Origin of the sequence: Halomonas litopenaei (assembly GCF_003045775.1) — a bacterium.
In the GTDB taxonomy this organism is placed as follows: Bacteria; Pseudomonadota; Gammaproteobacteria; order Pseudomonadales; family Halomonadaceae; genus Halomonas; species Halomonas litopenaei.
On sequence record NZ_PXNS01000009.1, the window covers coordinates 71,311 to 84,828 of the forward strand.

Below are 13,518 nucleotides of genomic sequence, written 5' to 3' on the forward strand. Positions count from 1 at the left end.
TAACGACCTTGGGCGCCCCGATGGGGCGCCCTTTTTTTGTGTGCATCATGACCGTGCGGGCGTATGCGGAGGCATATCAGCCCGCTGGCTGGTGTTGTCGGTCATCGATCCAGGCCCTGGCCAGCCAGCCGCCGGCCTCGGCGATCCGCTCCGGTGTCGAGCCGGCGTAGCCCAGCACCAGCCCAGGCATGGCGTCAGGCGCCAGGTAGTGACCCGATAGCGGCGACAGGGTGACGCCCTCGCGCCGCCCGCGCTCGATCAGGCGTTGCTCCTGTGCCCGTGAGGCGAGCCTTGCCACCAGGTGCATGCCGGCCTGGCCGGCCGACAGTTCAAGTCCTTGCTCTACGGCAGGCGCCAGGGCCTCGCGCAGGCATGCCTGGCGCTGTCGATAGCAGTGGCGCATGCGCGCGATGTGGCGAGAGAAGTGTCCCTCGACGATAAAGTCTGCCAGCGCTGACTGGGAGACGTACTGGCCTTCCCGATGCAGTCGCGCGTTGGCGCGGCGAAAGTCGTCCACCAGGGCCTCGGGAAGTACCAGGTAGCCGAGCCTGAGGCCCGGGTAGAGCACTTTGCTGAAGGTGCCGACGTAGAGCACCGGACCGCCCCCGGCCAGCCCCTGGAGGGAGGCCACCGGCGCAGTGGTATAGCGAAATTCGCTGTCGTAGTCGTCCTCTATGATCAGCGCGCCGTGGTGGCGGGCGAAGTCGAGCAGGGCGAGACGCCGTGCCACCGGCATCGTCACGCCGCAGGGGTACTGATGCGAGGGGGTGACATAGATCAGTCGAGGTGGCGGGCTATCCGGGGCGAGAGCCTCAGGCTGCATGCCCTGTGCGTCCACCGGTACCGGGACGGGCGTTAGCCCGGCCATGTTGAAGCAGGCCTTGGCACCGGCATAGCCGGGATCCTCGACCCAGACGCTGTCATCGGGGTCGGCCAGCAGGCGGGCGATCAGCTCGAAGCCCTGCTGGGCGCCCTGGGTAATCAGGATCTGATGTGGTTGGCAATTGACCGAGCGCGATAGACGCAGGTAGTCACACAGCGCCGTCTTGAGGGCGTGATGCCCGCCGCTGGCGGCGTAGCCGAAGGCATCCAGGCTGGCCTGGTGGCGATGGCGCCGTAGCAGGCGCTGCCACGCCTCGCGCGGGAACAGATCGAGGGCGGGGACGCCCGGGGCGAAGGCATCCCGGGAGCCCTCCATCTCGCCGCAGCTCTCCAGCAGGCGCTGACCTCGCCGAGAATGCCAGCGGCTCGCCTGGATGGGGGCGCCGGGCAACGGGCTGGGTTCGGGCAGCGCCAAAGACGCCACGAATAGCCCGGCCCCCGGGCGCGCCTCGACGAAGCCTTCTGCCACCAGGCGGTCCATGGCGGCAAGCACCGTGTTGCGGCCGATGCCGAGGTCCGCGGCCAGCCGTCGAGACGAGGGCAGGGCGCTGGCGGCGGGCAAGCTACCTTGCTGTATCCACTCGCGCAGGGCCGCGTACAGGCGCTGGGACAGCGAACCCGACGGGGGTTCGGCGGCGGGTGGCGCCAGGCGCATGGCCAGCGCTTCGGTGATCCATTCGGCGTGACGGTGAAGGCTGGGCACTGGTTCCCCTTTTCTGGACAGTATTGGTTCTTATGGTGGGACCACTATTGCGCAAGACTGGGTGCCTGTCATCCCGACGAGCCGGTGCGCCTCTGGCCAGCCGGCGCACACGACCGCCAATGTGAAAGGTGACTCATGAACCATGTTCGTCCTGCCTGTATCGCCGATCTACAACCCCTGAGTGAGCTGCTCGATGGCTACCGGGTGTTCTATTCACAGGAAAGCGACATCCAGGCTGCCCGCGACTTTCTCCAGACGCGCCTCGCGCTCGCCGACTCGCGCCTGCTGGTCAGCGACAACGAGGGTGTGCTCGAAGGCTTCGTTCAGCTCTATCCGACGCTATCCACGGTACGGGTGGGACCGCGCTGGACCCTGGCCGACCTGTTCGTGGCGCCCGAGGCGCGTGGCAAGGGGATCGGCCGTGAGCTGATGGAGGCCGCCGCGAACCTGGCGAGGGAGCAGGGCGTGGGCCAGTTGACGCTTAATACCCAGACCCACAACCACACCGCCCAGGCGCTGTATGAGTCACTTAACTGGCAACGCAACGACGCCTTCTACGCCTATACCCTGAACCTGGATGACCCTGCGGGCACATAAACTTCTACTTCTCGCAGTCAACATTGATGGATGCCAACCACTCTGAAGGAGCGCGTGACCCTTGTATCAGCCAAGACACTTCGCCATGACCGACGAAGACGCCATGATGGCGGTGGTCCGAGCCTATCCCTTTGCGACCCTGGTCACCGACGGTGACCAGGGGGTGTGTATCGACCACCTGCCGCTGATGGTCGAGCAGACGTCACAGGGCGCGCTGGTGCTGCGTGGACATATCGCCCGCGCCAACGCCCTCTGGCGGCTGGGTGAGGGTGAGGGTGAGCGAGCAGACGCCGCGGCGATCGAGGCGGTGGCGATCTTTCATGGCCCCGACGCCTACATTTCGCCTGGCTGGTATCCCGACAAGCACCGCCATGGTCGCGTGGTGCCGACCTGGAACTACCAGGTGGTGCATGCCCATGGCCGGCTCGCCTTCCAGCGTGAAAGCGATTGGCTCACCTCGCACCTGACGTCGCTGGTCGATCGCTTCGAGGCGGGCCGGGAAGCGCCCTGGGCGGTGGACGACGCCCCCGAAGACTACCTGGAGGGGATGCGTCGTGGCATTGTGGGGGTGGAGCTCGAGGTGACGCGCCTGGTGGGCAAACATAAGGCGAGTCAGCACAAGCCTCAGGAAGAACGCGAGGGCATCCGCGAAGGCCTTCGAGGGGATGGGCGTTCGGCTTGTGACGCTGCCGTGCTGTGTGGCGATCAGCAGCGATGATTCCACCTGCTGGGGCAGCAACGATGGGGCAACAACGATGGAGCAAGGACGCGAGATGAATGACTGCCTGAGACAGGCAACGCTGGAGGACGCCGAAACGCTGGCCGCCCTGGGGCGCCGCACCTTTTACCAGACCTTTGTCGACTTTTACTCCAAGGCGACCATGGAGCGCTATCTGAATGATGCCTTTGACCTTGGGCGGGTTCAGCGCGAGCTGGCCTGCCCGCAGTCGCGATTCTGGCTGCTGGAAGAGGCCGGCCACCGCGAGACGGGTGAAGCGGGAAAGGAGCGCGAGGGCGTTGCCAAGGGGCCCGTAGCGGTCGGCTATCTCAAGCTCAACTGGGGTGAGGCCCAGACCGATCTGAGCGAGCACAATGGTCTCGAGATCGAGCGCATCTATCTGCTGGCCGAGGCCCAGGGCCGAGGGCTTGGCAAGATGCTGTACGACAAGGCCATCACCGAGGCGCGAGAACAGGCCAGGGCCTTCGTCTGGCTGGGCGTGTGGGAAAACAATCATCCCGCCATCGCCTTCTATCGCTCCCGGGGCTTTGTCGAGGTAGGCACCCACAGTTTTCAGATGGGCGATGTGGTGGACAGGGATCTGATCATGCGGCGTGATCTCTGACGTAGCCATCGCCATCGCCATCGACCATAAGGTCCCATGGATAGAACATCGCTGCACCACGATACTGCGAGGCCACCATCAATGGACAACAACAAGACGAGGGAATCTCTGTGAGTTATCGAATTGCCACTATCGCTGGTGACGGTATTGGCCCGGAGGTGGCGGGCGCCACGGTGCAGGTACTGCAAGCGCTGCTGGGTAGCGACGTGCTGCGTTTCGACTGGCTCGACGGTGGAGCGGGGCACTATGACAAGACCGGCGAGGTGCTGCCCCAGTCGACGCTGGACGCCTGTCGGGCCAGTCACGCCATCCTGCATGGAGCCGCCGGGCTGCCGGGGGTGACCTACGACGACGGTACCGAGGTGGGCAACGACCTGCACCTCAAGCTGCGCTTCGGACTGGACCTTTACGCTAACGTGCGTCCGATCCGCCTGCTGCCCGGGGTCGAGTCGCCGCTGAGACACCATCAGCCCGGTACCATCGACTATGTCATCGTGCGCGAGAACACCGAAGGCCTCTACGCCAGCCGCGGCGCCGGGGTGGTGCTGCGAGACGAGATGGCCAGCGACAGCCTGGTGATCACCCGCAAGGGCACCGAGCGAGTCGCGCGCTTCGCCCTGGAGCTGTCACGGCGACGTCAGGGCGCACCGAAGGACGGCAAGCGGCGGCTCACCGTCTGCGACAAGGCCAACATCCTCAGAAGCTACGCCTTCTTCCGTCGGGTATGCGACGAGGTAGGCGCCGAGTTCAACGACGTCGAACTCGACTATGCCTACGTCGACGCCATGACGGTGCACCTGGTCAAGCGCCCGGACTTCTATGACGTGATCGTTGCCGAGAATCTGTTCGGTGACATCATCTCGGACCTGGGGGCGGCCACCGTTGGCGGGATGGGGGTGTCGCCGTCTGCCGAACTGGGCGATCGCCACGGTCTGTTCCAGGGGGCCCACGGCAGCGCCCCGGATATCGCCGGGCAGGACGCCGCCAACCCCATCGCCACCCTGTTGTCCGGGGCCATGATGCTCGAATGGCTGGCGGTGGAGCACGCCGACGATCGTTTGTCTGACGCCGCCGGTCGGTTGCGTCAAGCGGTGGACGGCGTACTGTCCGATGGCCGGTATCGGCCCCGGGAATTCGGCGGCGATACCGGCTGCAGCGCCTTTACCGAACAGGTGCTGCGACAGCTCGAGGGCTAAGCCTTGTCGATGAAACGGTCTGGTGCTTGGCCCTGTGTCGGGTCCCAAGGGGGCACATGGCGGGACACCCAGTCCGGTTCAGGTTCGATGTCTTCAAGGTAGTGCGCGCCAAGTGTTGCGAGAGACGTCGGTCGCGCAGACGGTCCTGGTCGGGTTCCAGGGGTGGCTAATCTGTCCACCCCTGGCCAATCTTGCACCAGATGTATTCTGGTCAATAGGAGGGCGTATGCCGGCCAATCATGCTCGAAACGTGGCGCTCACGCCTGAACTAGATGGTTTTATCGACGAACTGGTGGCCTCTGGGGATTACGCCAATGCCAGCGAAGTGCTACGAGCGGGGTTGCGTGCACTCAAGGAACGTCGTGAGATTGCGCTCATCGGCTCTCGAATAGGTGTCGCGCTTGAGCAGCTTGATCGTGGAGAAGGTGTAACCGGTGATCCACGAAAAGTTCTGGGTAGTGTTCTCGAGGCTGCTCGAACTGGCGATGCTTCTTGACGTGATTGATTTATGCGCCGGCGGCACTTGCAAGCCTGAAAGATATTCTTCGTTGGACCCTATCGGAATTCGGCGAGGCGAGAGCCGAGCGGTATACGGCACAACTTGTTCACCGCCTTGAATCCCTGGCGGCGGGACATCCGCCCCATCCCAGGCCATGCTCGACACTATCGAGCACTGTTGGCCATGAATCTCACCTTCGCTACTTCCGTGAAGGTCGACACTATCTGATCTTGCGCGAGACGGACGAGACACTCGAACTTGTCGAAGTCTTCCACGAACGGATGAATGTGGACGCATGGCTACGTGCCTTGTCTCGGTGATGTTTTCGTATCGACTCCCATTTGCCTTCCGAACAGACACTCCAGCTGTGTCGCTGAAAGGTGGCTGCGCTCGGAACACTTGTACTCGCCGCTGCCGTCATGCTGAGCCCTGCAAGTGAAGCGTCTCGATATAGGGCGCTCCTTTCTGGTGCCGGCCGTGGCGGGGTGCACCGCTGGTTGGCGCTGTGGTGGTGCAGAAGTAGGGGGCGGGGTAGCGAAGTGCACCATGCATGGTGCAATGGTGCGCTTCTGTGGCGCGAGATGCTCTCCTGTGGCGCAAGGCGGGGTGGGTAAGCCCCCTTCTTGGCCGACGTAATGTCGGAATTTATAAATGTTTTATATGGCTGGCATGGGACTTGCTTGAAGTGGTGATGGAGGTCGACGTCGCAAGACGTCAGGCCTGAGCGATACAGCGGTTTTACCTGAACCGTTTGGCTCCCTCTCGACGATGGTCCATCACAACGACAAGGCAACCCCTGGAGGTTTCCCATGCCCACCGCTTCGATCTCTTCTACGCAGGTTTGTGCCCACCGTTCCAAAGCGCTTTCTAGAAAGGTGCTGGCCAGCCTGGCCGTGTCCACGCTGTCGCTGGCCATCGCCGCACCGGCGCTCGCCCAGGAGGACCCGATCAAGGTCGGTATCCTGCATTCCCTGTCCGGTACCATGGCGATCAGCGAGTCGACCCTGAAAGACACCATGCTGATGCTGATCGAGCAGCAGAACGAAGCGGGTGGCCTGCTCGGCCGCGAGCTTGAGCCGGTGGTGGTGGACCCGGCCTCCAACTGGCCGCTGTTTGCCGAGAAGGCCCGCGAGCTGCTGGCGCAGGAAGAGGTCGACGTGATCTTCGGCAACTGGACCTCGGTGTCGCGCAAGTCGGTGCTGCCGGTGGTCGAGGAGCTCAACGGTCTGCTGTTCTATCCGGTGCAGTACGAAGGCGAGGAATCCTCCGAAAACGTCTTCTACACCGGCGCTGCGCCCAACCAGCAGGCGATTCCTGCGGTGGACTACCTGATGAACGAGGTCGGTGTTGAGCGCTGGGTGCTGGCCGGTACCGACTATGTCTATCCGCGCACGACCAACAAGATCCTCGAAGCCTACCTGAAATCACAGGGCGTGGCCGACGAGGACATCATGGTCAACTACACCCCCTTCGGTCACTCCGACTGGCAGAACATCGTCTCCGAGATCAAGCAGTTCGGTGGTGCCGGCAAGAAGACGGCGGTGGTCTCCACCATCAATGGCGACGCCAACGTGCCCTTCTACCGGGAGCTGGCCAACCAGGGCGTCGAGGCCTCGGACATCCCGGTGGTGGCCTTCTCGGTGGGCGAGCAGGAGCTGTCCGGTCTCGACACCGCGCCGCTGGTCGGCCACCTGGCGGCCTGGAACTACTTCATGAGCGTGGATGAAGACGTCAACTACGACTTCATCGACGCTTGGTACGACTACACCGGCGACGACAACGCCGTCACCAACGACCCCATGGAAGCCCACTATATCGGCTTCAACATGTGGGCCGAGGCGGTGCGCAAGGCCGAGACCACCGATGTAGATGCGGTCAAGGAAGCGATCATCGGTGTGTCGGTGCCCAATCTCACCGGTGGCTACGCCACCATGATGCCCAACCACCACATCACCAAGCCGGTGCTGATCGGCGAGATCCAGGACAACGGCCAGTTCTCGGTGGTGTGGCAGACCCCGTCCACCGTGGCCGGCGACGCCTGGTCCGACTATCTGGAAGGCTCCCGCGATCTGATCAGCGACTGGCGTGCTCCGCTTGAGTGCGGCAACTACAACGTGGTGCAGGGTAGCTGCGGTGGTGGCTCAGACGTCGCCTCCAGCGAATAGAACATAACGACAAGGGGCCGGTGTGCACGACGCACCGGCCCGGATCACGCCAACCCTGCCCGTGGTGCCGTCGGCACCCGGGTGTCTCAAGGGACCTCACCATGAATTCAATTGCAGGTCGTCACTGGCTGAGCGCGCTGGTGCTGCTTTGCCTCGTCGCCCTGGGGCTGGGCCAGGCTTGGGCTCAGGACGCTGGCGCTTCCGAGGCCGCGTCTTCCGACCAGGGGCCGGCGCTGTTGTCGGCGCTGGCCGAGTCCAGCTTCCGCGACAAGGAAGCGGCCATCGACGCCATCGCCGAGAGCGGTGACGAGCGCGCCCGGCGCTGGCTCGAGAGCTTTGCCGAGGGCAAGCTCGCCCGCGTCAAGGACAGCGGCGCTATCGTCGTGGTACTGGAAAATCGCGGTCGCAACTGGCCCGTGGCCGACGCCCTGACGCTGGAACCGGCGGGCGAAATATCGCGCCGCGAGCTCGACCGCGTCTCCATCAACAACAGTCTTAGGGGCTATCTGGACAGCACCCTGGCGCTGATCGACCTGCGTGTCGATGACCCTGCCCAGCGGCTGGCGGCGGCGCGGGATCTGCTGGGCGAGGTCGAGGCCGAGGCCGTCGATTCGCTGAGCGAGCTGGCCGCCGCCGAGAGCGACCCCGAGGTGGCCGCGACCCTTGAGCAGGCCATCGCCATCGCACGGGTCGAACAGGGAGACGTCGCGGCGGTCGAGGCGCTGTCCGGCAGCCTCAATGGCCAGGCCAGGGCCGCGCTGATGCAGGCCAGCCGCAGCGACGACGTGGCGCTGGCGGAAGCCGCCCAGGCCGCGTTGGCCGAGAGCGAGCAGGCGCTCAAGCTCAACCGCGCCGCCGAGACGCTCTACTTCGGCCTGTCGCTGGGCTCGGTGCTGGTACTGGCGGCGATCGGCCTGGCTATCACCTTCGGCGTCATGGGGGTGATCAACATGGCCCACGGCGAGCTGATCATGCTGGGGGCCTACACCACCTGGGCGATGCAGCAGCTGTTGCCGGGGCAGCCGGGGCTTGCGCTGCTGCTGGCGATTCCGGCGGGCTTTCTGGTGGCGGCGCTGGTGGGTGTGGCCATCGAGCGAGGCGTCATCCAGTTCCTCAAGGGGCGTCCGCTGGAAACCCTGCTGGCGACCTTCGGCGTCAGCCTGATCCTGCAGCAGCTGGTGCGCACCCTGATCTCACCGCTCAACCGTACCGTGGTGACGCCCGAGTGGATGAGCGGCTCGCTGGTGATCAATGAAGCCCTGTCGTTGACCCTCAATCGCCTCTATGTGCTCGGCTTCGCCATCCTGGTGTTTGCCGCCCTGATGCTGGTGATGCGCCGCACCCGGCTGGGACTGGAGGTACGCGCGGTAACCCAGAACCGTGCCATGGCACGCTCCATGGGCATTCGCGCGACCCGCGTCGACATCCTGACCTTCGCGCTGGGGTCGGGGGTGGCTGGCCTTGCCGGGGTGGCGCTGTCACAGCTCACCAACGTCGGTCCCAACCTCGGCCAGAACTACATCATCGACTCCTTCATGGTGGTGGTGTTCGGCGGGGTCGGCAATCTGTGGGGCACCCTGGTGGCGGGGCTCTCGCTGGGGGTGATCAATCAGGTGCTGGAGCCCTGGGCCGGGGCGGTACTGGCCAAGATCCTGGTGCTGGTGTTCATCATTCTGTTCATTCAAAAGCGCCCGAGGGGACTGTTTCCCCAGAAGGGCCGCGCGGCGGAGGGCTGAGCGATGCCATCATCCCGACTATGGCTGGCTCGCCCGTTCGGCGAGCGGTCGACTCTGATCTTCCTGGCGGTGCTCGGTGCCACCATGGCGCTGGTGGTGGCGGCAAATCTGCTGCTGGCGCCGGAGCACCCGCTGCACGTCTCCACTTATACCGTTACCTTGCTGGGCAAGTACCTGTGCTACGCGCTGCTGGCGGTGGCGGTGGATCTGGTCTGGGGTTACCTGGGGATTCTCAGCCTGGGCCACGGCGCCTTCTTCGCCCTCGGCGGCTACGCCATGGGCATGTACCTGATGCGCCAGATCGGCGACCGCGGTGTCTACGGCGATCCACTGCTGCCGGACTTCATGGTGTTCCTCGACTGGGACAGTCTGCCCTGGTACTGGCTTGGCTTCGACATGGCCGGTTTTGCCTTTGTGATGGTGCTGCTGGCGCCGGGCCTGCTGGCGCTGGTGTTCGGCTTCCTGGCGTTCCGTTCGCGGGTCACCGGGGTCTATCTGTCGATCATCACCCAGGCGCTGACCTTTGCGCTGATGCTGGCGTTCTTCCGCAACGAGATGGGCTTTGGCGGCAACAACGGCCTGACCGACTTCAAGGAACTGCTGGGCTTCGACCTATCCGCCGACGCCACACGACTGGGGCTGTTTATCGCATCCGGCGTGGCGCTGGCGCTGGGCTTCCTGCTGTGCCGCGCCATCGTGGTCAGCAAGCTCGGGCGGGTCTGCGTGGCGGTGCGCGACGCCGAGTCCCGCACCCGCTTTCTCGGCTACCGGGTGGAGCGCTATCAGCAGTTCGTGTTCGTCGTCTCGGCCATGCTGGCCGGGGTCGCCGGCGCCCTCTATGTGCCCCAGGTGGGCATCATCAACCCCAGCGAGTTCTCGCCGCTGTTCTCCATCGAGGTGGTGGTGTGGGTGGCCCTGGGTGGCCGTGCCACCCTCTATGGCGCGGTGATCGGTGCGCTGGCGGTGAACTACGCCAAGAGCGTGTTCACCGGGGTGATGCCGGAGGCCTGGCTGTTCGCGCTCGGTGCGCTGTTCGTGCTGGTGACGGTGCTGCTGCCCCAGGGCATCGCCGGGCTTTTGTCACGCTCTCGCCAGCAAGGCAGCGACGATGACAGCGACACGCAACCCGACACGCCAACCGACACGCTGGATGCAACCCCCAGGGAGGCCACCCCATGAGCTTTCTTCAGAGCCTGGCCGATCGCGATCGGGTCTTCGACTTCCTGGTCCCGGAACAATCGCCGGTCGACGTGCGCCACGGCCCGATCCTCTATCTCGAGGACGTGTCGGTGAGCTTCGACGGCTTCAAGGCCATCAATGATCTCAACCTGACCATCGACGACGGCGAACTGCGCTGCATCATCGGCCCCAACGGTGCTGGCAAGACCACCATGATGGACATCATCACCGGCAAGACGCGCCCGGATCAGGGCAGCGTGTGGTTCGGCAGCCGCCACAACCTGTTGACCAAGAACGAGCCGGAGATCGCCCGGCTCGGCATCGGGCGCAAGTTCCAGAAGCCCACGGTGTTCGAGGCGCTGACGGTGTTCGAGAACCTCGAGCTGGCGATGGCCATGGACAAGAGTCTGTGGCCGACCCTCAAGGCGCGCATGACCGGGGAGGTGCTGGCGCGAATCGAGGAGGTGCTCGAGACGGTGGGCCTGGCGTCGCTCAGTCGCCGCCAGGCGGGCATCCTGTCCCACGGACAGAAGCAGTGGCTCGAGATCGGCATGCTGTTGATGCAGCGCCCTCGGCTGTTGCTGGTCGACGAGCCGGTGGCGGGGATGACCGAGCAGGAGATGGAGCGTACCGCAGAGCTGTTGTTGAGCCTCGCCGGCAAGCACTCGGTGGTGGTGGTGGAGCACGACATGGGCTTTGTGCGTTCGATCGCCCGCACGGTGACGGTGCTGCATCAGGGTTCGGTGCTGGCCGAGGGCAGTATGGACAAGGTGGCAAGCGACCCCAGGGTGATCGAGGTCTACCTGGGTGGCGACGAGGAGGCGGCATGATCGGACTGGAGCGGGTACCTCAGCAGTCTTCGGTAAGAGCGCTGTACTGGGCGGACAGCGCATCCCGCGGCAGGCTGGCCACGCTGTGGGCGAAGGTCTGCGGCCGGTGGGTGCAGGAGATGGGCAAGGAGGTGGAACGATGCTGAGCATTCGCGGGCTCAATCAATTCTATGGCGAGAGCCATACCCTGTGGGATCTCGATCTTGACGTGCCCAGGGCGGCCTGTACCTGTGTGCTGGGTCGTAATGGCGTCGGCAAGACCACCCTGATGAAGGCGATCATGGGCGAGGTGCCGATCACCGGCGGTGAGCTTCACTACGCCGACGGTGTCGCGCTGGAGAAGCGTCGCCTCGAGGATCGCTCACGCCTGGGCGTGGGCTATGTGCCTCAGGGACGCCAGATCTTTCCGCTGATGACGGTGGAGGAGAACCTGCGCACTGGCCTTGCCGCCCGTGGCGATGGCCTGCGCCAGGTGCCCGAACGGATCTATGAGCTGTTCCCGGTGCTCAAGGAGATGCGTCACCGGCGGGGCGGCGATCTGTCCGGCGGTCAGCAGCAGCAGCTGGCGATCGGGCGCGCCCTGGTGATCGAGCCGAAGCTGTTGATCCTCGACGAGCCGGGGGAGGGCATCCAGCCCAATATCGTCGCCCAGATCGGCGAAGTCATCCGTCGGTTGATCGCCGATGATGGGCTGACCGTGCTGCTGGTGGAGCAGAAACTGCCCTTTGCCCGACGCTTCGCCGACCACTTCGCCATCCTCGATCGTGGGCGGAGAGTCGCCGTCGGTGATATCGGTGAGCTCGACGACGCCGTGGTGAAGCGCTACCTGACCGTCTGAGCGGTAGCGTGTCAATCAGGGTGAATCGCTGCACATCAATGGTGCGCAATCGTAAGGTTGCGCACTTTTTTTGTGCGCGACCAAAGGCGTGCTTTTCTCTGGTGCAATCCTTGGTTGTTCTATAAGAAATTGAAAAATAAGTAAAAAAATAGAGATTCGAGAAGCTGGTACGGGGCTTGCACCTTGATTGGGCAATGGTGGTGGCCTTTTTTACTTTCGCTTGCCACGCCGACTCGACGGACCGCCCGGGAGAGCCATGAGCGCGCAGACAACACAGGATTCGACCGATCGGCACGGCCATCGTTTCGACGCAGGACGGCGCTGGGAGGCCAGCCTCGATCTCGGCTTTCGCCATGATGGCCAGGCCACTCGCCTCTATCGGGTGGATCATCGCGGCCCCCTGCGGGTGCAGCGTCCCTTCTATCCCGAAGGCCGCGACGGCACCTGCCACGTCTATCTGCTGCATCCCCCGGGGGGGCTGGTCAGCGGCGATATCCTGGATATCCAGGCGCGGGTGGGCGCGGGCGCGCGGGCACTGCTGACCACACCGGCGGCCAACAAGCTGTATCGGGCCGACCGCAACGCCGTGGCCTGGTCCCAGCGCACTCGTCTGGTGGTCGAGGAGGGCGGGCTGCTCGAGTGGTTGCCCCAGGAAACCATCGCCTTCGACGGCTCGCGAGGGGTGCAGGCCACCGAGATCGAGCTTTCCGGCAGCGCCCGCTGCCTGGGCTGGGAGGTGCTGGCGCTGGGCCGGCCGGCCAGTGACCTGCCGTTTGCCAGCGGCCACCTCGAACAGCGCTTTCGGTTATCCCGGGACGGACGACCACTGTGGATCGAGCGCCAGCCCCTCGACCCTGACCATCGTCGTTTTCACGGCGCCTGGGGGCAGCGAGGGTGCAGCGTCCAGGCAACCCTGTGGGCGGTCGGGCTCGAAGACGAGTCCGCGGCGATCGAACGTCTGCGCCAAGGGTTGGGGCAGGGAGGGAATGACCTTGCCGGCAGTCCCGGCGCTGGTGAAGCCGAGCGCTGGGCCGTCACCGTGCGTGATGGCGTCCTGCTGCTGCGCTACCTCGGTCACTCGCGGCGCGAGGCCTGGTCGCTGTGCGAGGCGGCCTGGACGTTGCTGCGTCCGATGCTGATGGATCGCGAGGCCTGTGTGCCGCGCATCTGGTTTACCTGAATGTCATGCCGGGCGGGACAGGCGACCCCTGGCCACCCTGACCAACATCGAGGATGAAAGGATGGAGCTGACACCGCGTGACAAGGACAAGCTCTTGCTGTTTACCGCTGGCCTGGTGGCCGAGCGGCGACGCGCCAAGGGGCTCAAGCTGAACTATCCCGAGGCGGTGGCCTTGATCAGCTGCGAGATCATGGAGGGAGCCCGGGAAGGCCTGAGTGTGGCCGAGATGATGAGCCGAGGGCGCCAGATACTGGGGCGTGACGAGGTGATGGAAGGGGTGGCGGAAATGGTCGACGAGGTACAGGTCGAGGCCACCTTTCCCGACGGCACCAAGCTGGTGACGGTGCACAACCCGATCTCGTGACGCTGC

Annotated in this window: 15 protein-coding genes; 14 read left to right on the plus strand and 1 reads right to left on the minus strand. The window is 64.6% G+C overall.

The window, feature by feature from the left end; all coding sequences use genetic code 11:
- Positions 1-76 precede the first annotated feature (76 nt).
- The gene (gene pdxR / locus C6W88_RS15150; RefSeq protein WP_108133196.1) at positions 77-1,537 is read right to left on the minus strand and encodes a MocR-like pyridoxine biosynthesis transcription factor PdxR; all 1,461 of its coding nucleotides are present in this window, start codon (positions 1,535-1,537) and stop codon (positions 77-79) included.
- 183 nt (positions 1,538-1,720) lie between these two features.
- Between pdxR and C6W88_RS15155 the strand changes: the two genes are divergently transcribed.
- The 14 genes from C6W88_RS15155 to ureA all read left to right on the plus strand — a co-directional run bounded on the left by C6W88_RS15155 (position 1,721) and on the right by ureA (position 13,512).
- Positions 1,721-2,182 carry a GNAT family N-acetyltransferase gene (locus C6W88_RS15155; RefSeq protein ID WP_045992505.1) on the plus strand — a complete coding sequence of 154 codons (462 nt, stop codon included), beginning with the start codon at positions 1,721-1,723 and terminating at the stop codon, positions 2,180-2,182.
- A gap of 61 nt (positions 2,183-2,243) precedes the next feature.
- Entirely contained in the window at positions 2,244-2,900 is a 657-nt protein-coding gene (locus tag C6W88_RS15160) for an FMN-binding negative transcriptional regulator (protein WP_108133070.1), read from the plus strand.
- A 55-nt stretch (positions 2,901-2,955) separates the two neighbouring features.
- Positions 2,956-3,525 carry a GNAT family N-acetyltransferase gene (locus C6W88_RS15165; RefSeq protein WP_045992503.1) on the plus strand — a complete coding sequence of 190 codons (570 nt, stop codon included), beginning with the start codon at positions 2,956-2,958 and terminating at the stop codon, positions 3,523-3,525.
- Positions 3,526-3,635: 110 nt separating this feature from the next.
- On the plus strand, positions 3,636-4,721 hold the full coding sequence (locus C6W88_RS15170; protein WP_197037131.1) for an isocitrate/isopropylmalate dehydrogenase family protein: 1,086 nt from the start codon (positions 3,636-3,638) through the stop codon (positions 4,719-4,721).
- A 226-nt stretch (positions 4,722-4,947) separates the two neighbouring features.
- Positions 4,948-5,217, plus strand: a complete 270-nt coding sequence (locus tag C6W88_RS15175; RefSeq protein ID WP_108133072.1) for a type II toxin-antitoxin system ParD family antitoxin — start codon at positions 4,948-4,950, stop codon at positions 5,215-5,217.
- Between the two features lie 5 nt (positions 5,218-5,222).
- A complete protein-coding gene (locus tag C6W88_RS22110) occupies positions 5,223-5,540 on the plus strand; it encodes a type II toxin-antitoxin system RelE/ParE family toxin (RefSeq protein ID WP_108133073.1) in 318 nt (105 codons plus the stop codon).
- 489 nt (positions 5,541-6,029) lie between these two features.
- Entirely contained in the window at positions 6,030-7,385 is a 1,356-nt protein-coding gene (gene urtA / locus C6W88_RS15185; RefSeq protein ID WP_108133074.1) for an urea ABC transporter substrate-binding protein, read from the plus strand.
- 101 nt (positions 7,386-7,486) lie between these two features.
- A complete protein-coding gene (gene urtB / locus C6W88_RS15190) occupies positions 7,487-9,121 on the plus strand; it encodes an urea ABC transporter permease subunit UrtB (protein WP_108133075.1) in 1,635 nt (544 codons plus the stop codon).
- Between the two features lie 3 nt (positions 9,122-9,124).
- Complete coding sequence (gene urtC, locus C6W88_RS15195) at positions 9,125-10,300, plus strand: urea ABC transporter permease subunit UrtC (protein ID WP_108133076.1); 1,176 nt, start codon at positions 9,125-9,127, stop codon at positions 10,298-10,300.
- Positions 10,297-11,130: an urea ABC transporter ATP-binding protein UrtD gene (urtD, locus tag C6W88_RS15200; protein ID WP_045992499.1), complete on the plus strand. Its 834-nt coding sequence runs from the start codon at positions 10,297-10,299 to the stop codon at positions 11,128-11,130. Before urtC ends, urtD begins: the two co-directional genes overlap by 4 nt.
- Positions 11,127-11,276 carry a hypothetical protein gene (locus C6W88_RS21520; protein ID WP_156088605.1) on the plus strand — a complete coding sequence of 50 codons (150 nt, stop codon included), beginning with the start codon at positions 11,127-11,129 and terminating at the stop codon, positions 11,274-11,276. The genes urtD and C6W88_RS21520 overlap by 4 nt, the downstream gene beginning before the upstream one ends.
- On the plus strand, positions 11,270-11,968 hold the full coding sequence (gene urtE, locus C6W88_RS15205; protein ID WP_045992498.1) for an urea ABC transporter ATP-binding subunit UrtE: 699 nt from the start codon (positions 11,270-11,272) through the stop codon (positions 11,966-11,968). The genes C6W88_RS21520 and urtE overlap by 7 nt, the downstream gene beginning before the upstream one ends.
- A 256-nt stretch (positions 11,969-12,224) precedes the next feature.
- Positions 12,225-13,148, plus strand: a complete 924-nt coding sequence (locus tag C6W88_RS15210) for an urease accessory protein UreD (RefSeq protein WP_108133077.1) — start codon at positions 12,225-12,227, stop codon at positions 13,146-13,148.
- 61 nt (positions 13,149-13,209) lie between these two features.
- Positions 13,210-13,512, plus strand: coding sequence for an urease subunit gamma (gene ureA / locus C6W88_RS15215; RefSeq protein WP_045992496.1), 303 nt, complete (start codon positions 13,210-13,212; stop codon positions 13,510-13,512).
- Positions 13,513-13,518 lie beyond the last annotated feature (6 nt).